The organism is Methylobacterium gnaphalii, assembly GCF_007992215.1.
In the GTDB taxonomy this organism is placed as follows: domain Bacteria; phylum Pseudomonadota; class Alphaproteobacteria; order Rhizobiales; family Beijerinckiaceae; genus Methylobacterium; species Methylobacterium gnaphalii.
The window spans coordinates 165,579-184,406 of record NZ_BJZV01000005.1; the positions used below are offsets into that span (position 1 = coordinate 165,579).

General features: G+C 69.5%; 22 protein-coding genes. 10 read left to right on the top strand and 12 right to left on the bottom strand.

Features of this window, described 5'->3' with window-relative positions:
* Positions 1-12 precede the first annotated feature (12 nt).
* Positions 13-366, top strand: coding sequence for a divalent-cation tolerance protein CutA (cutA, locus tag MGN01_RS06495; RefSeq protein ID WP_147045777.1), 354 nt, complete (start codon positions 13-15; stop codon positions 364-366).
* Here cutA and MGN01_RS06500 read toward each other — a convergent pair.
* From MGN01_RS06500 to MGN01_RS06510, 3 genes are read right to left on the bottom strand one after another with little or no spacing between them, the layout of a single operon-like run.
* A complete protein-coding gene (locus tag MGN01_RS06500) occupies positions 345-1,478 on the bottom strand; it encodes a glycosyltransferase family 2 protein (RefSeq protein WP_147045840.1) in 1,134 nt (377 codons plus the stop codon). The two genes, cutA and MGN01_RS06500, sit on opposite strands and share 22 nt — an antisense overlap.
* A complete protein-coding gene (locus MGN01_RS06505) occupies positions 1,478-2,233 on the bottom strand; it encodes a lysophospholipid acyltransferase family protein (protein ID WP_147045841.1) in 756 nt (251 codons plus the stop codon). The genes MGN01_RS06500 and MGN01_RS06505 overlap by 1 nt, the downstream gene beginning before the upstream one ends.
* A gap of 50 nt (positions 2,234-2,283) precedes the next feature.
* On the bottom strand, positions 2,284-3,822 hold the full coding sequence (locus MGN01_RS06510) for a phytoene desaturase family protein (protein ID WP_147045778.1): 1,539 nt from the start codon (positions 3,820-3,822) through the stop codon (positions 2,284-2,286).
* Between the two features lie 158 nt (positions 3,823-3,980).
* Between MGN01_RS06510 and MGN01_RS06515 the strand changes: the two genes are divergently transcribed.
* The gene (locus tag MGN01_RS06515) at positions 3,981-4,250 is read left to right on the top strand and encodes a hypothetical protein (protein WP_147045779.1); all 270 of its coding nucleotides are present in this window, start codon (positions 3,981-3,983) and stop codon (positions 4,248-4,250) included.
* A gap of 22 nt (positions 4,251-4,272) precedes the next feature.
* Here the strand turns inward: MGN01_RS06515 and MGN01_RS06520 are convergent, their stop codons facing one another.
* The 7 genes from MGN01_RS06520 to MGN01_RS23990 all read right to left on the bottom strand — a co-directional run bounded on the left by MGN01_RS06520 (position 4,273) and on the right by MGN01_RS23990 (position 10,449).
* Positions 4,273-5,490, bottom strand: a complete 1,218-nt coding sequence (locus MGN01_RS06520) for an ABC transporter permease (RefSeq protein ID WP_147045780.1) — start codon at positions 5,488-5,490, stop codon at positions 4,273-4,275.
* The gene (locus MGN01_RS06525; protein WP_147045842.1) at positions 5,487-6,413 is read right to left on the bottom strand and encodes an ABC transporter ATP-binding protein; all 927 of its coding nucleotides are present in this window, start codon (positions 6,411-6,413) and stop codon (positions 5,487-5,489) included. The genes MGN01_RS06520 and MGN01_RS06525 overlap by 4 nt, the downstream gene beginning before the upstream one ends.
* 53 nt (positions 6,414-6,466) lie before the next feature.
* Positions 6,467-6,892 (bottom strand): DUF2141 domain-containing protein, encoded by a 426-nt coding sequence (locus MGN01_RS06530; RefSeq protein WP_147045781.1) that lies wholly within the window; start codon positions 6,890-6,892, stop codon positions 6,467-6,469.
* Positions 6,889-8,478 carry a phytoene desaturase family protein gene (crtI, locus tag MGN01_RS06535; protein ID WP_147045782.1) on the bottom strand — a complete coding sequence of 530 codons (1,590 nt, stop codon included), beginning with the start codon at positions 8,476-8,478 and terminating at the stop codon, positions 6,889-6,891. Before crtI ends, MGN01_RS06530 begins: the two co-directional genes overlap by 4 nt.
* A gap of 121 nt (positions 8,479-8,599) precedes the next feature.
* On the bottom strand, positions 8,600-9,421 hold the full coding sequence (locus MGN01_RS06540) for a TrmH family RNA methyltransferase (RefSeq protein WP_147045783.1): 822 nt from the start codon (positions 9,419-9,421) through the stop codon (positions 8,600-8,602).
* Positions 9,422-9,638: 217 nt separating this feature from the next.
* Positions 9,639-10,112: a 3-hydroxybutyryl-CoA dehydratase gene (gene croR, locus MGN01_RS06545; protein WP_147045784.1), complete on the bottom strand. Its 474-nt coding sequence runs from the start codon at positions 10,110-10,112 to the stop codon at positions 9,639-9,641.
* 190 nt (positions 10,113-10,302) lie between these two features.
* Positions 10,303-10,449, bottom strand: a complete 147-nt coding sequence (locus MGN01_RS23990; protein WP_210246067.1) for a hypothetical protein — start codon at positions 10,447-10,449, stop codon at positions 10,303-10,305.
* Here MGN01_RS23990 and MGN01_RS06550 point away from each other — a divergent pair.
* The 6 genes from MGN01_RS06550 to MGN01_RS06575 all read left to right on the top strand — a co-directional run bounded on the left by MGN01_RS06550 (position 10,448) and on the right by MGN01_RS06575 (position 15,502).
* On the top strand, positions 10,448-10,672 hold the full coding sequence (locus tag MGN01_RS06550; RefSeq protein WP_147045785.1) for a GCG_CRPN prefix-to-repeats domain-containing protein: 225 nt from the start codon (positions 10,448-10,450) through the stop codon (positions 10,670-10,672). The genes MGN01_RS23990 and MGN01_RS06550 overlap by 2 nt on opposite strands.
* Positions 10,673-10,888: 216 nt before the next feature.
* On the top strand, positions 10,889-11,488 hold the full coding sequence (locus MGN01_RS06555; RefSeq protein ID WP_147045786.1) for a cation efflux transmembrane domain-containing protein: 600 nt from the start codon (positions 10,889-10,891) through the stop codon (positions 11,486-11,488).
* The gene (locus MGN01_RS06560) at positions 11,488-12,333 is read left to right on the top strand and encodes a metallophosphoesterase (protein WP_174804562.1); all 846 of its coding nucleotides are present in this window, start codon (positions 11,488-11,490) and stop codon (positions 12,331-12,333) included. The genes MGN01_RS06555 and MGN01_RS06560 overlap by 1 nt, the downstream gene beginning before the upstream one ends.
* Positions 12,334-12,874: 541 nt before the next feature.
* The gene (locus MGN01_RS06565; protein ID WP_147045787.1) at positions 12,875-13,234 is read left to right on the top strand and encodes a hypothetical protein; all 360 of its coding nucleotides are present in this window, start codon (positions 12,875-12,877) and stop codon (positions 13,232-13,234) included.
* A gap of 1 nt (position 13,235) precedes the next feature.
* Positions 13,236-13,991 (top strand): precorrin-6A synthase (deacetylating), encoded by a 756-nt coding sequence (cobF, locus tag MGN01_RS06570; RefSeq protein ID WP_147045788.1) that lies wholly within the window; start codon positions 13,236-13,238, stop codon positions 13,989-13,991.
* Positions 13,992-14,191: 200 nt separating this feature from the next.
* The gene (locus MGN01_RS06575; protein ID WP_147045789.1) at positions 14,192-15,502 is read left to right on the top strand and encodes a COG3904 family protein; all 1,311 of its coding nucleotides are present in this window, start codon (positions 14,192-14,194) and stop codon (positions 15,500-15,502) included.
* Positions 15,503-15,511: 9 nt separating this feature from the next.
* On the opposite strand, the gene MGN01_RS06580 is transcribed toward MGN01_RS06575, so the two are convergent.
* Positions 15,512-16,576 (bottom strand): alpha/beta hydrolase, encoded by a 1,065-nt coding sequence (locus tag MGN01_RS06580; protein ID WP_238257702.1) that lies wholly within the window; start codon positions 16,574-16,576, stop codon positions 15,512-15,514.
* Positions 16,577-16,689: 113 nt separating this feature from the next.
* Entirely contained in the window at positions 16,690-17,262 is a 573-nt protein-coding gene (locus MGN01_RS06585; RefSeq protein ID WP_147045790.1) for a PAS domain-containing protein, read from the bottom strand.
* Positions 17,263-17,694: 432 nt separating this feature from the next.
* Here MGN01_RS06585 and MGN01_RS06590 point away from each other — a divergent pair, with 432 nt between their 5' ends.
* Positions 17,695-18,351 carry a division plane positioning ATPase MipZ gene (locus MGN01_RS06590; RefSeq protein WP_147045791.1) on the top strand — a complete coding sequence of 219 codons (657 nt, stop codon included), beginning with the start codon at positions 17,695-17,697 and terminating at the stop codon, positions 18,349-18,351.
* Positions 18,335-18,640 carry a ribbon-helix-helix domain-containing protein gene (locus MGN01_RS06595; protein ID WP_147045792.1) on the top strand — a complete coding sequence of 102 codons (306 nt, stop codon included), beginning with the start codon at positions 18,335-18,337 and terminating at the stop codon, positions 18,638-18,640. Before MGN01_RS06590 ends, MGN01_RS06595 begins: the two co-directional genes overlap by 17 nt.
* The last annotated feature ends 188 nt before the right edge of the window (positions 18,641-18,828 follow it).

An 18,828-nucleotide genomic window follows, 5' to 3' on the forward strand; every position in this document is an offset into this window, starting at 1 on the left:
GAGAGGCATAGCATGGAGCGCCCGCTCCTCGTCTACACCACGTTGCCGGATACGCAGACCGCGCTAGCCATCGGCGAAGTGCTCGTGCGCGAACACCTCGCGGCCTGCGTGAACGTTCTGCCGGGCATCGAGTCGGTCTATGCCTGGAAGGGCGCGATCGAGCGTGGCCAGGAGGTGGTGGCCATCCTGAAGACCCGCGAGGGCCTCGCCGAGGCGCTAGGCGCCGCATTGAAGGCGCGTCACCCCTACGAAACGCCGATCATCCTGCACCTTCCCGTCACCGGGGCAGACCCGGAGACGGCGGCCTGGATCCTGGCCGAGACGGGCGGCGAGGGCGCCCCGCCTCAACCGGGCTCGGCGGGATAGCTTCGGCCCTTCCAGGCCACCGGGGCCAGGCCCCGCGCCGCGCGGATCAGGGCCGACCACTGGATCGCCAGTGCCGTCGCGATCGTGAGCGGGTGCAGGGGGATCGTCGCGAGCGGTTCGCCACAGGCCCAGGTGATCGCGGCTCGCGCTGCGAGGGAGACGAGGCCGGCGGCGAGCGCCGTCAGCACGACGGGGGAGGGCAGCCCGGCCACCAGCGCCACCGCAAGCAGCAGCCAGGGCAGGACGTGGCCGCCGAAGAGCAGGATCGTCCAGACGGGCAGGGCGCGCGGCGTCGCCATGCCCTCGTGGGCGTTCTTGGAGAACCCCGCCCATGCCTGAGCGAAGCCAGCATACATGCGGCAGCCGGCCAAGGCGGTTCCGGCGACGAGATCGGTCCGGAAGCCGGAGGCCCTGAGCATCCGGGGCAGGGTCACGCCGTCATGCAGCGAGGCGCGCACCGCGCCGTGGCCGCCCGTCGCGCGGTAGGCCTCGGCCGAGACCATCACGAGCTGGCCGCAGGCCGCAGCGAGGGAGAGGTCGGCGCTCCGCCGCATCAGCGGGATCGGCAGAAAGCCGAGCAGCAGGAAATTGATGGCGGGAACGGTGAGCAGTTCGCCGAGGCTGCGCATCACCTGGCGCGGAACACCACTGACCAGCGCGGCACCGCTGCGCTCGGCATGGGCCGAGAGCGCGGCGGCGGCATGCGGCGCCAGCGTCACGTCGGCATCGATGAACAGCAGGCGGTCGCCCCGGGCCGCCGCGGCGAGGGCGGCACAGGCGTGATTCTTGCCGGTCCAGCCCCCGGCCAGGGGCGGTACCGCAACCAGGCGAAGGCGGGAATCGCCCTCGGCGAGCCTCCTCACGATCGCGCCGGTGCCATCCGTAGAGTGGTCGTCGCCTACCAGCACCTCGATCGCGACACCCTCGCTCGCCAGGGCCGCCCGGATGGTGTCGGCGATGATCGCCGCCTCGTCCCGCGCCGGAATCAGGATCGAGACGAGCCCCGTCGCGGTAGGGGGCGACGCGGGTGCCCGCAGGCTCGCGATGTTCACGACGGCCAGCACCGCCGGCAGCAGCGCCAGCGCGAGCGACATGATGGCGAGGGCGAGCATCACGGAAGCCGTTCGACCTTGCCGGAACCGTGGGCCGGATCGAAGCGGCGGCCCCGCGCCAGGGTCGCGACCCGCCGCCAGAGGTCGTAGACCCCACCGACCCCACGGGAACCTTCGATCACCGGCACGAACCGAGCGGCCTCACGGGCCATGACATCCGCGGAAAGGCGGTCGAGCGTCGCCGTGAGAGCGGTCTCGAGATGGGCGAGACGCTCGGTGCGGGGCTGCGAGAGCAGGTCGCGGGCAGCGATCGGCGCGCCGAATGCGCAGCAAGCCTCCGCGCCGCGCTGATCCCAGAACGCGTATTCGAGGGCGAGCGGCAGGAAGAGGGCGTCCGGCGCGATCTCGGCGAGATGGGCAATGCCGGGGCGCAGGTCGAGCGGGCGGCTGCGCACGTCGGAGAAGCGTCCCTGCGCCGTGATCCAGAGCATGTGCGTGGGCGTCGCGAGAACCGCGCGCGCGGAGGCAAGGAACTGCGCGGCTCCGCGCCGCGAGTCCAGGTCCACCGGAAAGGCGCCGAGGCGGCGGAAGATCCCGTACCGCTCCAGCATCCGGGCATCGAAGGGCGCGAACATCGCCCGGCCCGGAAACAGCCGATCCCCCAGCAGGATGAGCACCGCGGCATCCCACCAGGACGGGTGGTTGCAGTAGATCACCAGCGGCCCGGCATGATCCAGCCGCTGGGGCGCGCCCCAGCGGGCAAGATGCAAGCCGTTCATGTGCCGGCGCAGAAAGCGCGCGAAATACGCCGTCATGAAACGCCAGACCGGCTCGGAGCGCGCCGGGACGGGGTGGGACGCCGCTCTCACGCGCTCGCGCGCAGATCCGGCCGCGCACCGGCCCTCAGATCCGTGTCGAGGGTATCGGCGGCAATCCAGCCGGACATCATCACCATCGGCATGCCGGGACCCGGATGGGCGGCCCCGCCGGCGAGGTACAGCCCCTTCACTTCGCGCGAGCGGTTGCCCGGCTTGAAGGCTCCCGTCACGCGCCCGTGCGAGGCGAGGCCGTAGATCGCGCCGTTGAGCACGTTGTAGCGCTCGTGGATATCCTGCGGCGTCAGGTGGCGCTCGACCACGATGCGCTCCTCGATATCCGGCATGCCGCCGGTTCGCTTGAGCTTGTCCAGGATCACCCGACGATAGGCCGGGAACATCTTTTGCCAGTCGTGGTGTGGCCGCAGATACGGCGTGTGCACCAGGACGTAGAGCGCCTCGCCGCCCTCGGGCGCCACCGACGGGTCGGTGATCGAGGGCGCGGCGAGATAGGCGGTCGGGTCGGGGGCCGGCTCGCCCTTGCGGTAGATGAAATCGAATTCTTCCTCCGGATCGCGGGAGAAGACGAAGTCATGGTGGCCGAGATGCCCGTAGCGCTTGTTCAGGCCGAGATAGAGCACCACGCCCGAGCAGGCCGGCTCGAAGGTCTTGGCATCATAGGCCTTGCCGGTCTCGCCACCCACGAGTTCGCGATAGGTGCGCACGGAATCCATGTTGGAGATCACGGCGTCATAGGCGACGGTGCCTCGCGCCGTGCGCACGCCGCGCACCGCGCCGCCGGCGATGTCGAGCCCGGTCACCTCTTCGGCCGGCCGCATCTCGGCGCCGAGATCGGTGGCGAGCTTGGCGAGCCCCTTGGCCACGGCGCGGGTCCCGCCCATCGGATACCAGACGCCCTCGGAGACCTGCATGTGTCCGATGGCGCAGAGCACGGCCGGCGCGCCGTAGGGTGAGGAGCCGACATACTGCACGAAATGGTCGAGCATCTGCGCGAGCCGGGCATCCTTCACCTTGCCGCGGATCGTGCCGGCAACGGTGGAGTGCATGCGCAGCGAGAGTACGTCGCGCAGAGTCGCCGGGTTCATGTTGGCGCGGATGTCGATCGTATCGAAGAGGTCCTGCACCGCCTTCCAGAAGAAGAACCTTTCGCTGACGCTGTGCAGGTTCTCGGAGATCGACAAGAATTTCTTGTAGCCGTCGCCGACACCCTGGCCGGGGGCGAAGCGATCCATCGACGCGGCCATGGCCTCGACATTCTCGACGAGGTCGATGCGCGAGCCGTCCTCGAAGAAACAGCGCCATTGCGGATCGAGCCGGCGCAGGTCCAGCGCGTCGTGTACGCTGCGGCCGGCCTCGGCAAAGATCCGCTCCAGCACGCGCGGCACGGTGAGGATGGTGGGCCCCATATCGAAGCGGAACCCGCCCTCGTGCAGCACGGCCGCCTTGCCGCCGAGCCAGGCATTCTTGTCGTAGAGCGTGACCCGGTGTCCGCGCGCGGCCGCAACGCAGGCCGCAGCCAGACCACCTAACCCGCCGCCGATTACGGCGACCGAGGAACCGCTCTTCATAGACGATGTATCTCCTGCCGGGCGCCTCGCCGGCCATTCCTGCGAGGCAAGCTAGGCTTTCTCGCAACGGGGTCAACGCGATACCCGGTCGCGCCGCCGTGTAGGGCGGGAAACATGGCAGGGCGCTCGTACGTTAAACCCGAAACGAGGAGCCTCCGATGCCGAACCGACATATCCTGGCGCTCACCCTGGCCCTTGCAGGCCTGCATACCGGTGCCGCCCTCGCGCAGGAACCGGCTCAGACCGGAACAGGAACCGGCCCTGCCTCCACGATCAAGGCCCCGAATACGACGGCCGTCGGTCAGACCAAGCCGCCGGGCGCGGCCGCCGCGCCCGACCGGACCGAATCCCGCGAGGCGCGCGGCGACGCGATGAAGCGGGACGACAAGGTCATGAAGGGCATCTGCATCGGCTGCGGCACGAAATAACCCTGGGGCCTCGGGTCCCATCTCAGACACGCATCGCCACACGCCGCGAGACCAGGGCCAGGGCCGTGCCGAGACCGGCGGCCGCCACGGCGGCGAGAACGGCCCAAGCCGGCAGCGCGGCCCGCCAGTCGTCGCCCAGCGCGCTCTGGAAGGCCTCAATCGCCCAGGCATTGGGGGTGAACCAGCCGGCCTGCTGCAGCCAGGGTGGCATCAGGAAGCGGGGGACCATGCTTCCGCCGACCGCCGAGAGCAGCAGGACACCGAACGTCGCTGCGAGCTGCGCCTGGTGGCGTGTCGCCACCGCGGCGCAGGCGGCCAGCCCGAGGCCGGCTGCCATCGCCGAGACCAGTGCGGCCGTCACAAGCCATGCGGCCCAGCGCGGGGCAACGTCGACGCCGTACAGAACGGAGGCAGCGAGGAAGATCAGACCTGCCTGCACGATCCCCTGCAGCAGCAGGAACGCGAACTTGCCCAGGACGATCACGGCAAAGCCTCCCGGACCCGATGCGAGGCGGTCGGCAAGCCCTGACATGCGCTCCTCGACGAGTGAGAGCGATCCCTGCATGGCGGCGAACAGGAGGAAGACGGCGGTGATCGCGCCGGCATAGTAGCCGACGCGATCGTTGCCGCCGGCGGAGGCGGTCGAGCGGCGCTCGACCAGCTCGGCGAAGGAGAACGGCTCCTTCTTCGCCCGCTGCTCGGCGAAGGCTTCGTCGAGGAATCTGCGCTCGTCGGCTCCGATCTTGCCGGTGCGCTCGACGTCGGCGATGATTCGGGACAGCACCACGTCGGGCAACGCCTCGTTGAGCGAGCGTTGAAGCTGGCCCAGCGCGATCGGGGTCGCCAGCGCGCGGGCCGGATTCTCGATCAGCAGCACCGGCTGGTCGACGGGTGCCGGGCTGTCGCCACTGGGCGCCAAGGCGAGATCGCTCCTGAGCACCAGCGCCACGTCGACCGTGCCGCGGCGCACGGCATCGACGACCCCGGGTACCGTCGTCGCGAGCATTTGCTCGACGCGTAGCGACGGGTCGGCCGAGATCGCATCCACGAGCCGGCGGGTGGTCTGCGTGTTCGCGAGATCGGCGATCCCGAGATGGATCCGGATGCGATCGCCGATGGCGCCGGAAAAGATCGCGGCGAAGATCACGAACATCACGGTGGGCAGGACGAAGGCCATCGCCAGCGCGGCCGGGTCGCGCCGGAGCGAGAGCCACATCGTGCGGAATGCGGCAGCCATCATGGGATTGCCCCATCCGACGGGATGATGTCGCGGTAGACGGCTTCGAGACCGGGACGACGGATGCGGATTTCGGCGACGGGCACGCTCGCCTCCCGCAGGGCCGACAGGACGGCGGCACCGTCGACGCCGCCCGCGGCATCCCGGACGGCCCGCCAGGACGTCGCATCGCTCGCCTCGCCCGGCGTGAAGCCCGTGCGGCGCAAAGCCGCCTCGGCCGGGGGTTTTGGCGGAGCGTCGAGCATGGCCTCGCATTCGAGACTCGCGGCGAGCGGCCGGAGCAAGTCGGCGAGGCGCCCTTCGCGCACGAGCCGCCCGGCCGACAGGAACGCGACCCGGTCGGCGAGGCGCTCCGCCTCACCGAAATCATGCGTGCTGATCACGATCGCGGCCCCCTGCGACCGCAGCGCCGAGAGCACGGCGTGGATTGCGGCCCGGGCCGCGAGGTCGACGCCCTGGGTCGGCTCGTCGAGCAGGATGAGCCCGGGCCGTCCGACGAGGCTCGCGGCGAGGTTCACCCGGCGCTGGTATCCGCCCGAGAGCGCGCCGACGGGCCTGTCCGCCACATCCTCGATGGCAGCCTGGTCGAGCACCGTGGCGACCGCCGCGCGTCGCGCCGCCCGGCCGAGGCCCGCGAGCCTAGCGAACACGTCGAGATTCTCCGCGACCGTCAGCCGTGGATAGAGCGCGATGTCCTGCGGGACGAAGCCGATATGCCGCCGGGTGGCGCTGTCGCGGGCGGGATCGCCGCCCATCACCCGCACGGTCCCGCTACCCGGCCGCAGGCGACCGGCAGCCAGGCGCATCAGGGAGGTCTTCCCAGCGCCGTTCGGCCCGAGCAGCGCCAGCGTCTCGCCGCCCATCACACAAAGGCTGACGCCGTCGAGGGCGGGCCGGCCGTGATAGGCCAGGGCCGCATCCCGCATGTCGAGACGTGCGTCGGACGCGCGGTGCGCGCCCGCGCCACCTGCCGCGCGCGTCAACGGGACGGCAGCGTGCGGGCGAGACGGACGCGCACCGCCGCGCCGGGCTCATCGAGAGGGAAGCTCGCTGTGGCGAAGTCGGGCCGCGCCCGGCGACCTCCGCCGCGGGAGACGCCGTAGGGCTCCAACGGCAGGCCCAGCCCGGTGCGATCGATGCGCCCGTTGCCGTTGATGTCCTGGTAGGCGACAACTGCGTAGACCCCCGGCTCGATGCCCTTGAACAGGACGCGCTGGCTCCGCCCGTCCGCCGGCGCATCCTTCCCGGAACGGCAGGTACTCTCCGCGAGGCCGCCCTGGCACAGGGCGACATAGACGGTGCCGGACCCCGGTTCGATGCCGTCCACCTCGACCTCGAGGCTCGCGGCCCGGGCACTGACGACGAGGCAGGCCAGGCCCAGCCCGCAGCAGACGGCGCGCTTCACGAAGGCTCTCCCTGCGTCGCCAGCGGCGCGGTGTCCGGCAATTCCCGGAGTTCAGGTGCCCTTGCTCCGATCAGGTCCTCGATGAGCAGCCGCGTCGAGATGCGTGCGCCCTCGTAGATCACCGGCAGGCCCGAGCCGGGATGGGTGCCGCCGCCGACAAGGTAGAGACCCTGCCCGAACCGGTTGTGCGGACGGAACCACAGCATCTGCCCGAGGTCATGGGCGAGGTTGAAGGTCGCACCCTGGTGCACCGCGAACTCGTCGCGCCAGTCGCGCGGATCGAGCACGCGTTCGTAGCGCAGGCGGCTCTCGATATCGGTGAGACCGATGAGTTTCAGCCGGTCCAGCACCAGCTGGCGATACATCGGCTGCGCCTGCTCCCAATCGATGCCGGATTTGAGGTTCGGCACGGGCACCAGCACGTAGAGGGCGGTATGGCCGGGAGGTGCCATGCCGCCATCCGTGTAGCCGGCATGCTGCACGTAGAGCGAGGGCTGCATCGGCAGCGTGCCGTTGGTGATTTCGTTGATGTTCCGCTCGTAGTCCTTTGCGAGCAGGATCGAGTGGTGGCCGAGCCCCTCGGGCATCGTGCCCTCGATGCCGAGATACATCATGAAGGTCGAGCAGGAGAGGCGGGCCTTTTCGACCTTGCGGTCGCGCCAACGCGGACGATGGCTCTCCGGCACGAGTTGCCGGATGGTGCCGGCGAAATCGCCGTTCAGCACCACCGCATCGGCCTTGAAGGTCTCGCCGTCGACCACCACACCCGAGGCGCGCTTCCCCTCGAAGACCACGCGCTCGACCTGTGCACCGAGGCGGATGTCGGCGCCCAGACGCCGGGCGAGACCCGCCATCGCCTCAGAGATCGCGCCGCAGCCGCCGATCGGGTGGTAGACCCCGTGCTCGTATTCGAGGAACGACAGGATCGTGAACAGGCTCGGGCACCGGAACGGGCTCATTCCGAGATATTTGGTCTGGAACGAGAAGGCGAGGCGCACGCGGGGATCGGCGAAGTAGCGCCTGAGGTCGCGGTCGACGCTGCGGCCCGGATGGAGATGCGGCAAGGCCGTGAGCATGGCCGGGCTCACCATCGACAGGAAGCGGTCGAAGGCCTGCTCCAGCACCGGCTTGAACCGCGCCAGCTTGGTTCGGTTCTCAGCGAAGAAGGCGGGCAGGTTTCGGGCATCCTTCGGCGCGATGCGCGCGATCTCGGCCTGGAGACGGGCCTCGTCGCTGGTGGCGCGAATCTCGCCCGACAGCCCGTTCTCACCCTCGAAGAGCAGGTGGTACATCGGATCGAGCCGCCGCATCTCGACGTGATCCTCCAACCGCTCGCCGCAGCTCTCGAAGATCTCGGCGAGGATCTGCGGGTAGAGGAAGAAGGTCGGGCCGATGTCGAAACGGTAGCCGCCGGGCGCCTCGACGGTCTTGGTGCGCCCGCCGACCGCGGTCTCACGCTCGAACAGCGTGACGTGAACGCCGGCCTTCGCGAGCAGGAGGGCGGTGGCGAGACCACCTGGACCGGCACCAACGACTGCGACGCGACTGCCGGACAGCCTCCGCAAACCCTCGCCAGACTGAAGCAACGCCGTCCATTCTCCCCAAAGCCAACCTTGGGCGCGTATTTCGGCCACGGCCAACCTTGCGGCAATTGCAGCGGAATGTCGCGCGTAATGCCACGCTTCGATCCGGCCCACCACCGGCTTCTCAGATCCGCCGGCGCGCCCGCCATAGCTCGCGCAGGGCGATGGCGCCGGCGGTCGCGACGTTGAGGGAATCGAACCCCGCCGCCATCCCGATCCGGATTGTCTGGCTCTTCGCCATCAGCTCGGCGGCGAGACCCGGCCCTTCGCTGCCGAGGAGCACCAGGACACGGGCGGGCAGAGGAGCATCGGCAAGGTCGTGCTCGGCGCCCGGCGTCATTGCCAGCGGCACGAGGTCGTGGCGCTCCGCGAGATCGAGGAGCGCCCGTGCGCTCGCCGCGCGGGCGAAGTGCACGGTCAAGGCTGCGCCGGCAGAGACGCGGATCGCCTTGCGGTAGAGCGGATCGCAGCTCTCGGGGTCGAGCAGCACCGCATCCGCTCCGAAGGCGGCGGCGTTGCGGAACAGGCCGCCGACATTGTCGTGGTTGGTCAATCCGACGAGACCGAGCACCGTCGCAGGCGCGGAGGGCGCCGGGATCAGCGCATCCGGCTCTGCCGGCGCGCCGGTCACGCCGACGGCAAGAACGCCGCGGTGGATCGGAAAACCTGCCACCGCGCTCATCACCGCCCTCGGTGCGCAATAGACCGGCGGCGGTTCGGGCAGGGTGGCGACGAGCTCGGCGAAGCCGGCCAGGCGCTCTGGAAGCAGCAGGATCGACTCGGCCTTGAACCGCGAGGCCGGCGACAGCATCAGACGCAGGGTAACCTCACCCTCGACGATGAAGCGTCCCTGACGCCCGACGAGGTCCCGCTCGCGGATCGCGGCATAGGGCGCAAGCCGCGGGTCGGCAGGATCGTCGATGGGGATTGCGGATCGGGGGCACATGCCGTCGCAGGATGATCGCGTTGTCACACGCAGCGTTTCGCCTCTCTCCGCACGCGGGGAGAGGGGAGGCTCCGCAACCACAATATCTCATCCCACCTCATTCCGGGGCCGCGGAGCGGAACCCCGGATCCAGGTGTGATGCTCGAACGAGGCCACCGTTGCAGCCCGTCGCCGATTCCAGGCTCTCGCCGTTGGGGAGCCCGGAATGACGAAGGGGTTACGCCTGGCCGCCCCCCATGCGCATGCTGGCCGGGTCGGATTCTTCCCTCTTGGGCACCTTCACCAGGGCCTCGCCGTCGAGGACCACCTCGTCGCCGACCTTGCAGGTGCAGGACAGGCGCGCGCGGCGGCGCTCCGGGATCAGTTCGGCCACCTCGACGATGACCTCGACGGTATCCCCGATCCGCACCGGCGCGCGGAAGTTCAACGTCTGGCTGATATAGACGGCGCCCGGCCCGGGCAGGCGGGTGCCGAGCACCGCCGAGATCAGGCCGGCCGTGTAGAGGCCGTGAGCGATGCGGGTGCCGAAGGGCGTGCGCGCGGCGAAGTGCTCGGAGAGGTGGATGGGGTTCCGATCCCCGGTGATCTCGGCGAAGCCCACGACGTCGGAAGAGGAGATCTCCTTCTTCAGCGTCTCGGTGAGACCGAGCGTCAGGTCTTCAAAATACAGTATACGAAGTTCCGGCAGCATCGCTCGTCTTCTCCTGTGCTGCCGCGAAGATGGCGAGCGCGGCAAAGCTTTGGCCTTGCACAGGATGCCCCGCAAATCCAGTGCGCCATAGGTACGACGCTGCGGCGTCATTCGCGCATGATTGCGCAGGCCGATGCGGCTGGCGAGCCGGCGCCAAGACGGCATCGTCGCCCGTGAAGAAGCTTGGCCGTCAAGCCCTCGACTTCGCGCCCGACAGAACCATGTGCCTGCCCGGCGGTTTCCGGAGGAAGGCGACCGCCGGAGACACGGCCCGGGTGGACAGGCGCGAGGCGCCGCCGGCCTTGAGGCCCTTGGCCATCATCGAGGAGAACGACATGACCTGGAAATTCGCTGGTTTGGGGTTGCTGGCTCTCGGAACCGTGCTGGCCGGCAGCAGCGCCGCCGAAGCCAGGTTCGGCTGCGGCCCCGGCTTCCATCCCAACCCCTACGGCGTCTGCCGCCCGAACGGCCCGCGCTTCTTCGGCCCGCGTCCGGGACCGCGCTACTACGGCGGCTACGGTCCGCGCCGCTACGGCCGTCCCGGCTGGCGCCGCTGGTAAGGCCAACGGCGCCGGAGCACGACAGCACCGTCGATGGCTCCCAGGCGGCCTGACCGCCCGATCATGCCGTGTTTCGACGACATCCTTCCAAACGCAGAAAACATGATCGATTCAATGCGTTAGAGCAGGCTTCGCGAAAAACCGTTTCCCCTTTTTCGCAGCCTGCTCTAAGGGCCTCCCGGCGGCGCTGGCGCCGCCGGGACGAGGCACCCCTCCATGGACGCACATGGCTCCGCGGCGGAGCTACGCCCGGTCGTCATGCGCGTCGCCGGGCTGAACCTCGCCTATTTCGCGGTCGAGATCGCGGTCGCGCTTGCGATCGGCTCGGTGGCGCTCATCGCCGACAGCCTCGACTTCCTCGAGGATGCCGCGATCAACCTCCTGATCTTCGCCGGTCTCGGCTGGAGCCTGCGCAACCGGGCGCGGCTCGGCACCGGGCTCGCCTTCATCCTGCTGGTGCCGGCGCTGGGCGCGGCCTGGGCGGCCTGGGACAAGGCTGCGAGCATGGCGCCACCCGCGTCCGTGCCGCTGACGCTCACCGGCCTCGGCGCACTCCTCGTCAATCTCGCTTGCGCCTTGATGCTCGCGCGCCACCGCAGCGGCCACGGCAGCCTGACCAAGGCCGCCTATCTTTCCGCCCGCAACGACGTGGCGGCGAACATCGCGATCATCGCGGCCGGCCTCGCCACCGCAGCGACGCTCTCGCCCTGGCCGGATCTCGTCGTCGGGATCGGCATCGCGATCCTCAACGCGGATTCCGCTTTCGACATCCTCAAGGCCGCGCGTGCCGAGCGCCGGGCCGCCGCAGAAGCCTGATGCAGCTCTTTCCGATCTCCGACCTCCATCTTGAGCGCCGCCGGCCCGACCTGATCCCGCGGCCCGCGGCGCCCTTCGACGTCCTGGTCTGCGCCGGCGACCTGTTCGAGGGCCATCCCGAGCAGGGGCTCGCGGCCGTGATGGCGCTCGCCGACGGCCGGCCGGTGGTGCTGGTGCCGGGCAATCACGAGCATTATGCGCCGACCGGCGACACCCGCACCGCGCCCGAGCTGCTCGCAGCCCTGCGCATCGAGGTCGCCCGCCGGGTCGGGGAGGGTGATCACCTGCATCTGCTCGAGAACGCTGCGAGCCTGGTGATCGACGGCGTGCGCTTCGTCGGCACGACGCTCTGGAGCGACTGGTCGCTCGCGGGGCGCTGGCTCACGTCCGACATGCCGGATCGCCCGGCCGACCCGGTGGCCTACGCCGCCGCGCGGATGACGGACCCAGTGACCGGCTCGCGCGAATATCGCGGCTCGATCCGCAACGCGGACGGCTCGGACTGGTCGCCCGAGGATGCCATGGAAGCTCATCGCGGGCAGAAGGCGGCGCTGCTGGCGGCCCTGGCCAAGCCCCATGACGGCCCGACGGTCGCCGTTACCCACCATCCGCCAAGCCCGCGCGCGGCGGACGCCTTTCGCGATGCGCCCGGCGTGCCCTGGTGGGTGCCTGCCTTCTACGCGACGACCGTGCTGGAGGACCTGCCGGACGAGCAGCGTCCGCAGGCTTGGATCTCCGGGCATTTCCATGCCGGGCACGACCTGCGCATCGGTCGCACCTGCTGGGTGGCCAACCCGGTGGAAGGCAAGACCTTCGACCCGGATGTCCGGGTAAAGGTGGGATAGGAGTATTCTCTGCGGATACCACTGCAACCAATAGCATGATTCAGCGTTCGGCAACCGTGTTTCCAAGTGTTCGTGCCGGACTCGTGTGAGTTCTGGTGACGATGCGCACGGAGCAATTCTAACGACACCGCTAACAGGTCATTGAGCTTGACGAGCGGTTGCCGGCTGACCGCCCGAGGAGGGGGCTATGAGAGAGCGCTTCGACGACCTGAGATTCATCGCGATGATCGGCCTTGTGACGGTGGCCGGCACCTGCGTGACGGCGCTCTTCGGCTAGATCACCGTCCGGGGAAGTGATTCCGGTTCCTCTTAACAAGGCGCGTCACACCAAGGGATGAGACGCCGGCTTGATGCAATCAGGACGGATCCGGCTCTCACGCGAAAAGGCCTCGCACTGGCTCATCGCGGGATCGGCTGACGCATCCGGGTTACAGCCTTCGTTACCCAAATCACGTACTGCCTCGCCCCATGGATCCGAGAACAAGCCGGGAACGACGGCCCTGACTCGGAGTGAAATCCATCGGATCGGAGGAGGCTTGTCATGCGAGGCTCGAGACTGTCCGCCCCCCTTGCGGCCCTCGTCGCCGCAGGCTGGCTAGCCGGCGCCCCCGCCTGGGCCCAAGAGCAGGCCGAGCTCGATCGCCTGCGTGGCGACTGGCATCGCTGCGTGCGCCAGCACTTCTCTGGCCAGCCCCTGAGCATCGAGAGGCGCGCCGCCGAGCGTGCTGCACTCGCAGCCTGCAAGGCGCAGGAGGATGCCTATGTCGCCGCCGAGCTCACGGCACGTACCGTGGCCGCCGACAGCACACCCAAGCGTGGCCTGACCACGCGCGCGCTTGCCTGGATCTCGTCGGCCGCGGCCTCCGTCGTCGATCCGGTGGCCTCCTGGTTCGGGCGCTGACTTGCGCAAGCTCCACATCATCGGCATCGGCACGGGCAATCCCGAGCACGTCACCATCCAGGCCGTACGCGCCCTCAACGCGGCCGACACCGTCTTCCTGATCGACAAGGGAGACGCGAAGGCCGAGCTGTTGCGCGTCCGCCGCGAGATCTGCGAGCGCTATATCGAGGGCGCGCAGCCCCGCTTCGTCGGAGCGGTCGATCCGGAGCGCGACCGGGCGCCTGGCGATTACGGGGTCGCGGTCGACGACTGGCATGCTGCCCGGGCCGAGCTCTACGAGAGGCTGATCGAACAGAATCTCGGCGAGGGGGAGAGCGGCGCCTTCCTCGTCTGGGGCGACCCGTCGCTCTACGACAGCACGCTCCGGATCATCGCGCGCATCCGCGCCCGCGGCCGGTTCGCCTTCGATTGCGAGGTGATCCCGGGCATCACCAGCGTGCAGGCGCTCGCCGCGGGCCACCAGATCCCGCTCAACGGCATCGGCGAGCCGGTGACCATCACCACGGGACGCCGCCTCGCCGCCGACCTCTCCACTGAGGGCGCCACCGTGGTGATGCTCGATGGCCGGGTCGACTTCGCCGGGCTCGACCCGGATCTCGTCATCCACTGGGGCGCCTATCTCGGCACCGCCGACGAGCTGCTGATCCAGGGCCGTCTCGGCGACGTCGCCGAGCTGATTCGCGAGACGCGGCGCGCGGCGCGGGCGCGCCACGGCTGGATCATGGACATCTACCGGCTGAGCCGGCCTGCGACATAATCGCAAGCCGCTAGGGCGTTCTTCTACCGTCTCAGGTGACGAACGGATCGTTCGTTTTAAAAAACGTCTCCCTGCCGACACAGCCCATCCACGATGCGCTTCCGGCCGTGTCCTTGACGCGGCGTGGCTCTTGCTTAGCCGATGCAGCAATGAAGACTGGCCGTGGTCTTGAAGACCGTCGAGCCATCTGGGGGCAGGTCATGGCGAGAGCCTGGCGCGTCGCATGCGGAGTCGGACTGGCCGGACTGGCACTCGCCTGTCTCGGCGCGGCCAGCGTCGTCCAGGCTCATCTGCGCAGCGGTCTCGAACCCTCCGAGACCGGCCTGTTCGGCATCTATGCGCGTGTCTCGCTCGAGCTCGCATCGCGCCTGGGCACCGACGGGCCCGCCGCCGAGACCCGCATCGTGCTCGGCCCCGGCGGACGGGACGTGCGGCTCTCCGGCGAGCTGACGGAGGGTGCGGGCGGCCGGCTCGAACGCCTCCTCGCCGAGAACCCGCGCGTGGTGCGCATCCACCTCACCAGCGAGGGCGGCCTCGTCGACGAGGGCGAGGCGATCGGGGCCGCGATCGCGCGGCATCGGCTCGACACCTACGTCCCGGATTACTGCGTCTCCGCCTGCACCCTCGCCTTCGTGCGCGGCGGCGAGCGGTACATCATGACGGCCTCGCGGCTCGGCTTCCACGCGCCCTACGAGGCCGGCCTGTTCGGGCAGGCGTTCCGGACGGACGGTGCGCCGGAACGCGCCGCCTATATCGCGGCCGGCGTCACGCCGGACTTCGCGCAGGCCGCCCTCGCCGTCGCCTCGCGGGACATGTGGTTTCCCGAGGCCGACAGGCTGATCGCGGCCCGGGTCGCGACCCGGATCGTCGAGCCGTCGCACTTCCCCGACTCGACCCTCGACGATGGCGACGATCCAGGCCATGCCCGCGCCGCGGTGCTGCGCAACATCGAGCTGCTGCAGGCCTTCGAGGCGCGGGCCCCGGGAATCGTCGACGGCATCGCCGCCTGGTACCTCGACAGCTACCGCAGCAGCCGCTCCGAGGCCGAGGCCTTCGAGGGCCTGAAGCGGCTCGCCGCCCGTGCCGTCTCGCGCGCAATGCGCGGCGCCGAGGATCGATTCGTGGTCGCGTTCGGCCGCTACCTGTTGCAGGCCATGCAGGCGCCCGGCGCGAGCCCGGCGGCCTGCGCCGCCATCGGCGCCGAGGCCGATTCCGTCCTGGCCCAGCGGGCGGGGCGGCGGGAGGGTGCGGCCGACACCGCGCTCCGCACCCTGATCGTCAAGGTGATCGCGCACCGGGACAGCCCGCTGCCCGTGCCGGATGCCATGACGCTCGCCGACGATGCCCTGCGGCCGATGTCCACCCCGCCGGCCGGCGAGTGCGCGGGCCTGCGCTCGGCCTATACCGAGGCGCTGGCTCGGCCGAAGCGCGAGGCGGCTGCCGTCCTGCGCGGACTGATCCACCCGGCCGGCGCACCGCGGCCCTCCCTGGAAGCCTCGGCCGAGCCGTAGACCGGGCTCTCAGCGGGAGCCTTCGTCCAGGAAAGCCTGGACGGTGCGGAACAGCTCGTGCCGGTTCTTCTCCATCAGGATCGTGTGGGTGCCCTCGGCGAGTTCGACGTAGCGCTTGGCAGGCGCGTTCACGAGGAGCGGGAAGAGGGCCTGGCGCAGGGTCGCCGGGCAGTCGCGGTCCCATTCCGCGCCAACCAGCAGCGTCGGGACCGTGATCTTCGCAGGATCGTAGACCGGCTTGTTCGAGGACCAGAACTCCCTCGCATCGGCGATGGTGCCGTTGGGCGCGCGCAGCACCGCCGGCTCTGCCTTCGCCCCGACCGGATCGGTGGCGAAGGTGGCGTCGGCCCATTGCTCGAACCATCCCGCCGGGATCAGGCCGGCCACCTTGTCCTGCGGAACACCGGACAGCCAGCGCTCGCGCGCGGTCTGTCGCGTCACGGAGCGGTAGGCGCCGAGCGGTCCTGCTCCCGTCGTCATCAGGCCCGGCGAGGTGCGCAGCCATTGCGGCGCGTAGAGGACGAGGCGCGAGACCTTGTCGGGGTGCTGCGTCGTGTAGCTCGCCATGATGGTCGTGCCCCACGACCATCCCATCAGATCGAGTTTCTCAAGGCCGCGGCGCTTGAGGATGGCGTCGACGGCGCTGCCGACATCCTTGACCGCGGTCTCGGTGCGCACGATAGGCCCGTTCGCCTCCGCGGGTTGCGACATCTCGGGAGGGCGCGTCGAGCGCCCGTAGCCGCGCAGGTCGACGAGATAGACGTCATAGCCCTGGCCCGCGATCTCCTCCATCCAGGAGCGGCCGTCGAGCGGCAGGTCGAAGGAGGTTTCGGCCGGATAGGTCGAGCCGTGGACGAAGAGCAGGGTGCGCTCCGGGCGGAAGGTGGACAGGCCCGCCGGGTGCTTGTTGCGGACATAGAGGCTGATGCCCTCGTCCGCGGCCGGGACCATCATCTCCTCCGTGACGATCTCCGAGGCGTCAGCCTGAGCGGCGGGGGCAGCCGTCGCCATGGCGAGCCAGACGCCGCTCGACGCGGCGGCAGCCGCAAGCATCCTCGACCAGCGTTTCAGCATGTGAACCTCCAGAGCCGGCCCTCTGATCGGGGCCTGGCATCGGCTCAGCTCTACCGCCGAGCCGGTTCTGCCGGTAGCCCGATGGGGCTCAACTCTCCGTGCGGAAACCGGTGTCAGTGCCGGACATCGCCGGCCGCCTCTCCGAAGCGGCGGGCCAGCTCGAACCCGATCTCCACCGCCAGCCGATCGACGAGATGCGCCAGCGACGGGTTGTCCAGCGGCGGGACCAGGCCCTTCATGGCGATGACGTGCTCGGCGAGCTGGTTGGCCTGCCACTGCGCCCCGCGGCCCGGGCCGCCCCGGCCGAGCCGGCCCTCGGTGAGATCGAAGGCGAGGCCGCAGGTTCGCACGGCGCCATCCGATCCGCCGAGATCCGTCCGGCCCATCAGCCGCAGCCAGCGGGCTCCGCCCCGCGTGCGGAACTCCGCCTCGAACGGGCCGCCGGTGTCCCGCGCGGCCAGGAAGAGGCTCTCGATGCGCAGGCTGTGCTCGGGATGGATCGCCGCGATCAGCCGCGCCAACGGCACGCCGGCGCTCTCGCGCGCCGTGAGGCCGAGCGCATCGCCGAGCGGGCGCGCGAGGCCGAACCGGTCGGCGGCGACGTCGTGCGTCCAGGCGCCGAGACAGGCCGACCCGTCGAGGGCATCCTCGAAATCCAGGCCGGGAAAGGGATGGACGGGCGGCATGCGGGGATGCACTCCGGCACGGCACGGGGAGGGGTCGGGCCACGACGCCAAAATAAACTTCAGATTTATTTTATGTGCTGCGTGAGCCTGCGGACACCCTAGGCTGCGATCGGATTGCCTGTAAAGATCGCTCTTAGCTGGCACGATCCAGGTCGTTGCCGGTGCCAAAGACAAAAACAAACCACAAGTTTATCCTCCTGCCTGCGTTGCGGTTCGAACGGGCAAAAGGAGGCCGGGCGGGTCACAGGATGCCAGGATCGCGTCATCCCCCGATCCGGTGCTCTTAACCGTCGGTTAACCATGATCGGCGACACCAGGAACCAGGGAATCGGGGATCAAGGCATCCCCGGATCACAGGACGCCGTGACGGGCTCGAAGCGATCGACGGGAGATCGCGACGGCAGGCCGGCAGGCTCGAAGGGTTTCACGCGGATGAAGGCCATCACGTTCGTCACGCAAAAGGGAGGCAGCGGCAAGAGCACGCTCTGCATCTCGCTCGCCGTCGCAGCGCAGGAAGCCGGCAAGACGGTCTGCATCCTCGAGATGGACCGCCAGGCCACCGTCTCCGACTGGCTCGACCACCGCACCGCCGACGGTCCGGAGGTCGCCCAGATCGACGCGACGCAGATCGAGGCCGTGATGGAACGCCTGCACGAGTCGGCCTACGACTACGTCTTCATCGACACGCCCGGCGTCGATTCCGCCGGCACGCTCTCGGCGATCCGCGCTGCCGATCTCTGCATCATCCCGTGCCGTCCGACGCCGGCCGACCTGCGCGCCTTCAAGCCGACACTCGCCGCGATCTACCGGCTCGAGAAGAAGTTCGCCTTCGTGCTGAACCAGACGCCGCCGCGCTCCTACCGCATCCGCGACGCGGCCGACGGCCTTGCCGTGCTCGGCATCCTGCCCGACGTGAACATCGTCGCGCGCACCGACCACCAGGATGCCATCGGCGTCGGCCAGGGCGTCACCGAGTTCAATCCGAAGGGCCAGGCCGCCGGCGAGATCCGCCGCCTCTGGTCCTGGATCGAGCGCCGCATGCAGCAGGGCCGAGGGGCCGGGGCAGGCAAGCATGTCAAGGCCGCCTAAGCTCGACCTCGCCGCGATCGTCGCCGCCGCGACGCCGCCGACCCGCAAGAGCGCCGACATCGTCCAGCTCGATGTCCCCGCGCCTCGCCCGAAGCCGACCGCGACCCTCAAGGAACGCGCCCGTCAGATGTCGGTCTATCTGGAGCCGCCGGTCTACGACCAGCTCCGCGATCTGGCCCATACCGAGCGCACCAAGATGCACGCGCTGATGCTCGAGGCGCTCGATCTGCTGTTCAAGCAGCGCGGCGCCCGCTCCATCGAGCAGATCAACGAGGCCGAGAGCCGCTGAGCTCTCGACATTTTTATCAGTTTTCTCATGGAGTTGAACGCAGCTGCTCACGCTCTGCGCGAGATCCCTGCTGGTGTCCTTGCCTTGAAGAAAGCGGGACGCGGGTTTTTTCGTTTCTGAACCTTGGCTTAGCGGCCAAGCTTCATCCGCAAGTTCAACAGCCGGGCCTCGAAACCGTCCGAGGCGGC

Coding starts and splice junctions, on each gene's coding strand:
- MGN01_RS06505 (WP_147045841.1), bottom strand. CDS start 2,233: ATGACGGCGTATTTCGCGCGCTTTCTGCGCCGGCACATGAACGGCTTG.
- MGN01_RS06565 (WP_147045787.1), top strand. CDS start 12,875: ATGCGAGGCTCGAGACTGTCCGCCCCCCTTGCGGCCCTCGTCGCCGCA.
- MGN01_RS06575 (WP_147045789.1), top strand. CDS start 14,192: ATGGCGAGAGCCTGGCGCGTCGCATGCGGAGTCGGACTGGCCGGACTG.
- MGN01_RS06500 (WP_147045840.1), bottom strand. CDS start 1,478: ATGCTCGCCCTCGCCATCATGTCGCTCGCGCTGGCGCTGCTGCCGGCG.
- MGN01_RS06560 (WP_174804562.1), top strand. CDS start 11,488: ATGCAGCTCTTTCCGATCTCCGACCTCCATCTTGAGCGCCGCCGGCCC.
- MGN01_RS06585 (WP_147045790.1), bottom strand. CDS start 17,262: ATGCCGCCCGTCCATCCCTTTCCCGGCCTGGATTTCGAGGATGCCCTC.
- MGN01_RS23990 (WP_210246067.1), bottom strand. CDS start 10,449: ATGTCGTTCTCCTCGATGATGGCCAAGGGCCTCAAGGCCGGCGGCGCC.
- MGN01_RS06580 (WP_238257702.1), bottom strand. CDS start 16,576: ATGCTGAAACGCTGGTCGAGGATGCTTGCGGCTGCCGCCGCGTCGAGC.
- MGN01_RS06510 (WP_147045778.1), bottom strand. CDS start 3,822: ATGAAGAGCGGTTCCTCGGTCGCCGTAATCGGCGGCGGGTTAGGTGGT.
- MGN01_RS06520 (WP_147045780.1), bottom strand. CDS start 5,490: ATGATGGCTGCCGCATTCCGCACGATGTGGCTCTCGCTCCGGCGCGAC.
- croR (WP_147045784.1), bottom strand. CDS start 10,112: ATGCTGCCGGAACTTCGTATACTGTATTTTGAAGACCTGACGCTCGGT.
- MGN01_RS06540 (WP_147045783.1), bottom strand. CDS start 9,421: ATGTGCCCCCGATCCGCAATCCCCATCGACGATCCTGCCGACCCGCGG.
- MGN01_RS06515 (WP_147045779.1), top strand. CDS start 3,981: ATGCCGAACCGACATATCCTGGCGCTCACCCTGGCCCTTGCAGGCCTG.
- MGN01_RS06590 (WP_147045791.1), top strand. CDS start 17,695: ATGAAGGCCATCACGTTCGTCACGCAAAAGGGAGGCAGCGGCAAGAGC.
- MGN01_RS06555 (WP_147045786.1), top strand. CDS start 10,889: ATGGACGCACATGGCTCCGCGGCGGAGCTACGCCCGGTCGTCATGCGC.
- MGN01_RS06595 (WP_147045792.1), top strand. CDS start 18,335: ATGTCAAGGCCGCCTAAGCTCGACCTCGCCGCGATCGTCGCCGCCGCG.
- MGN01_RS06550 (WP_147045785.1), top strand. CDS start 10,448: ATGACCTGGAAATTCGCTGGTTTGGGGTTGCTGGCTCTCGGAACCGTG.
- MGN01_RS06525 (WP_147045842.1), bottom strand. CDS start 6,413: ATGCGGGATGCGGCCCTGGCCTATCACGGCCGGCCCGCCCTCGACGGC.
- cutA (WP_147045777.1), top strand. CDS start 13: ATGGAGCGCCCGCTCCTCGTCTACACCACGTTGCCGGATACGCAGACC.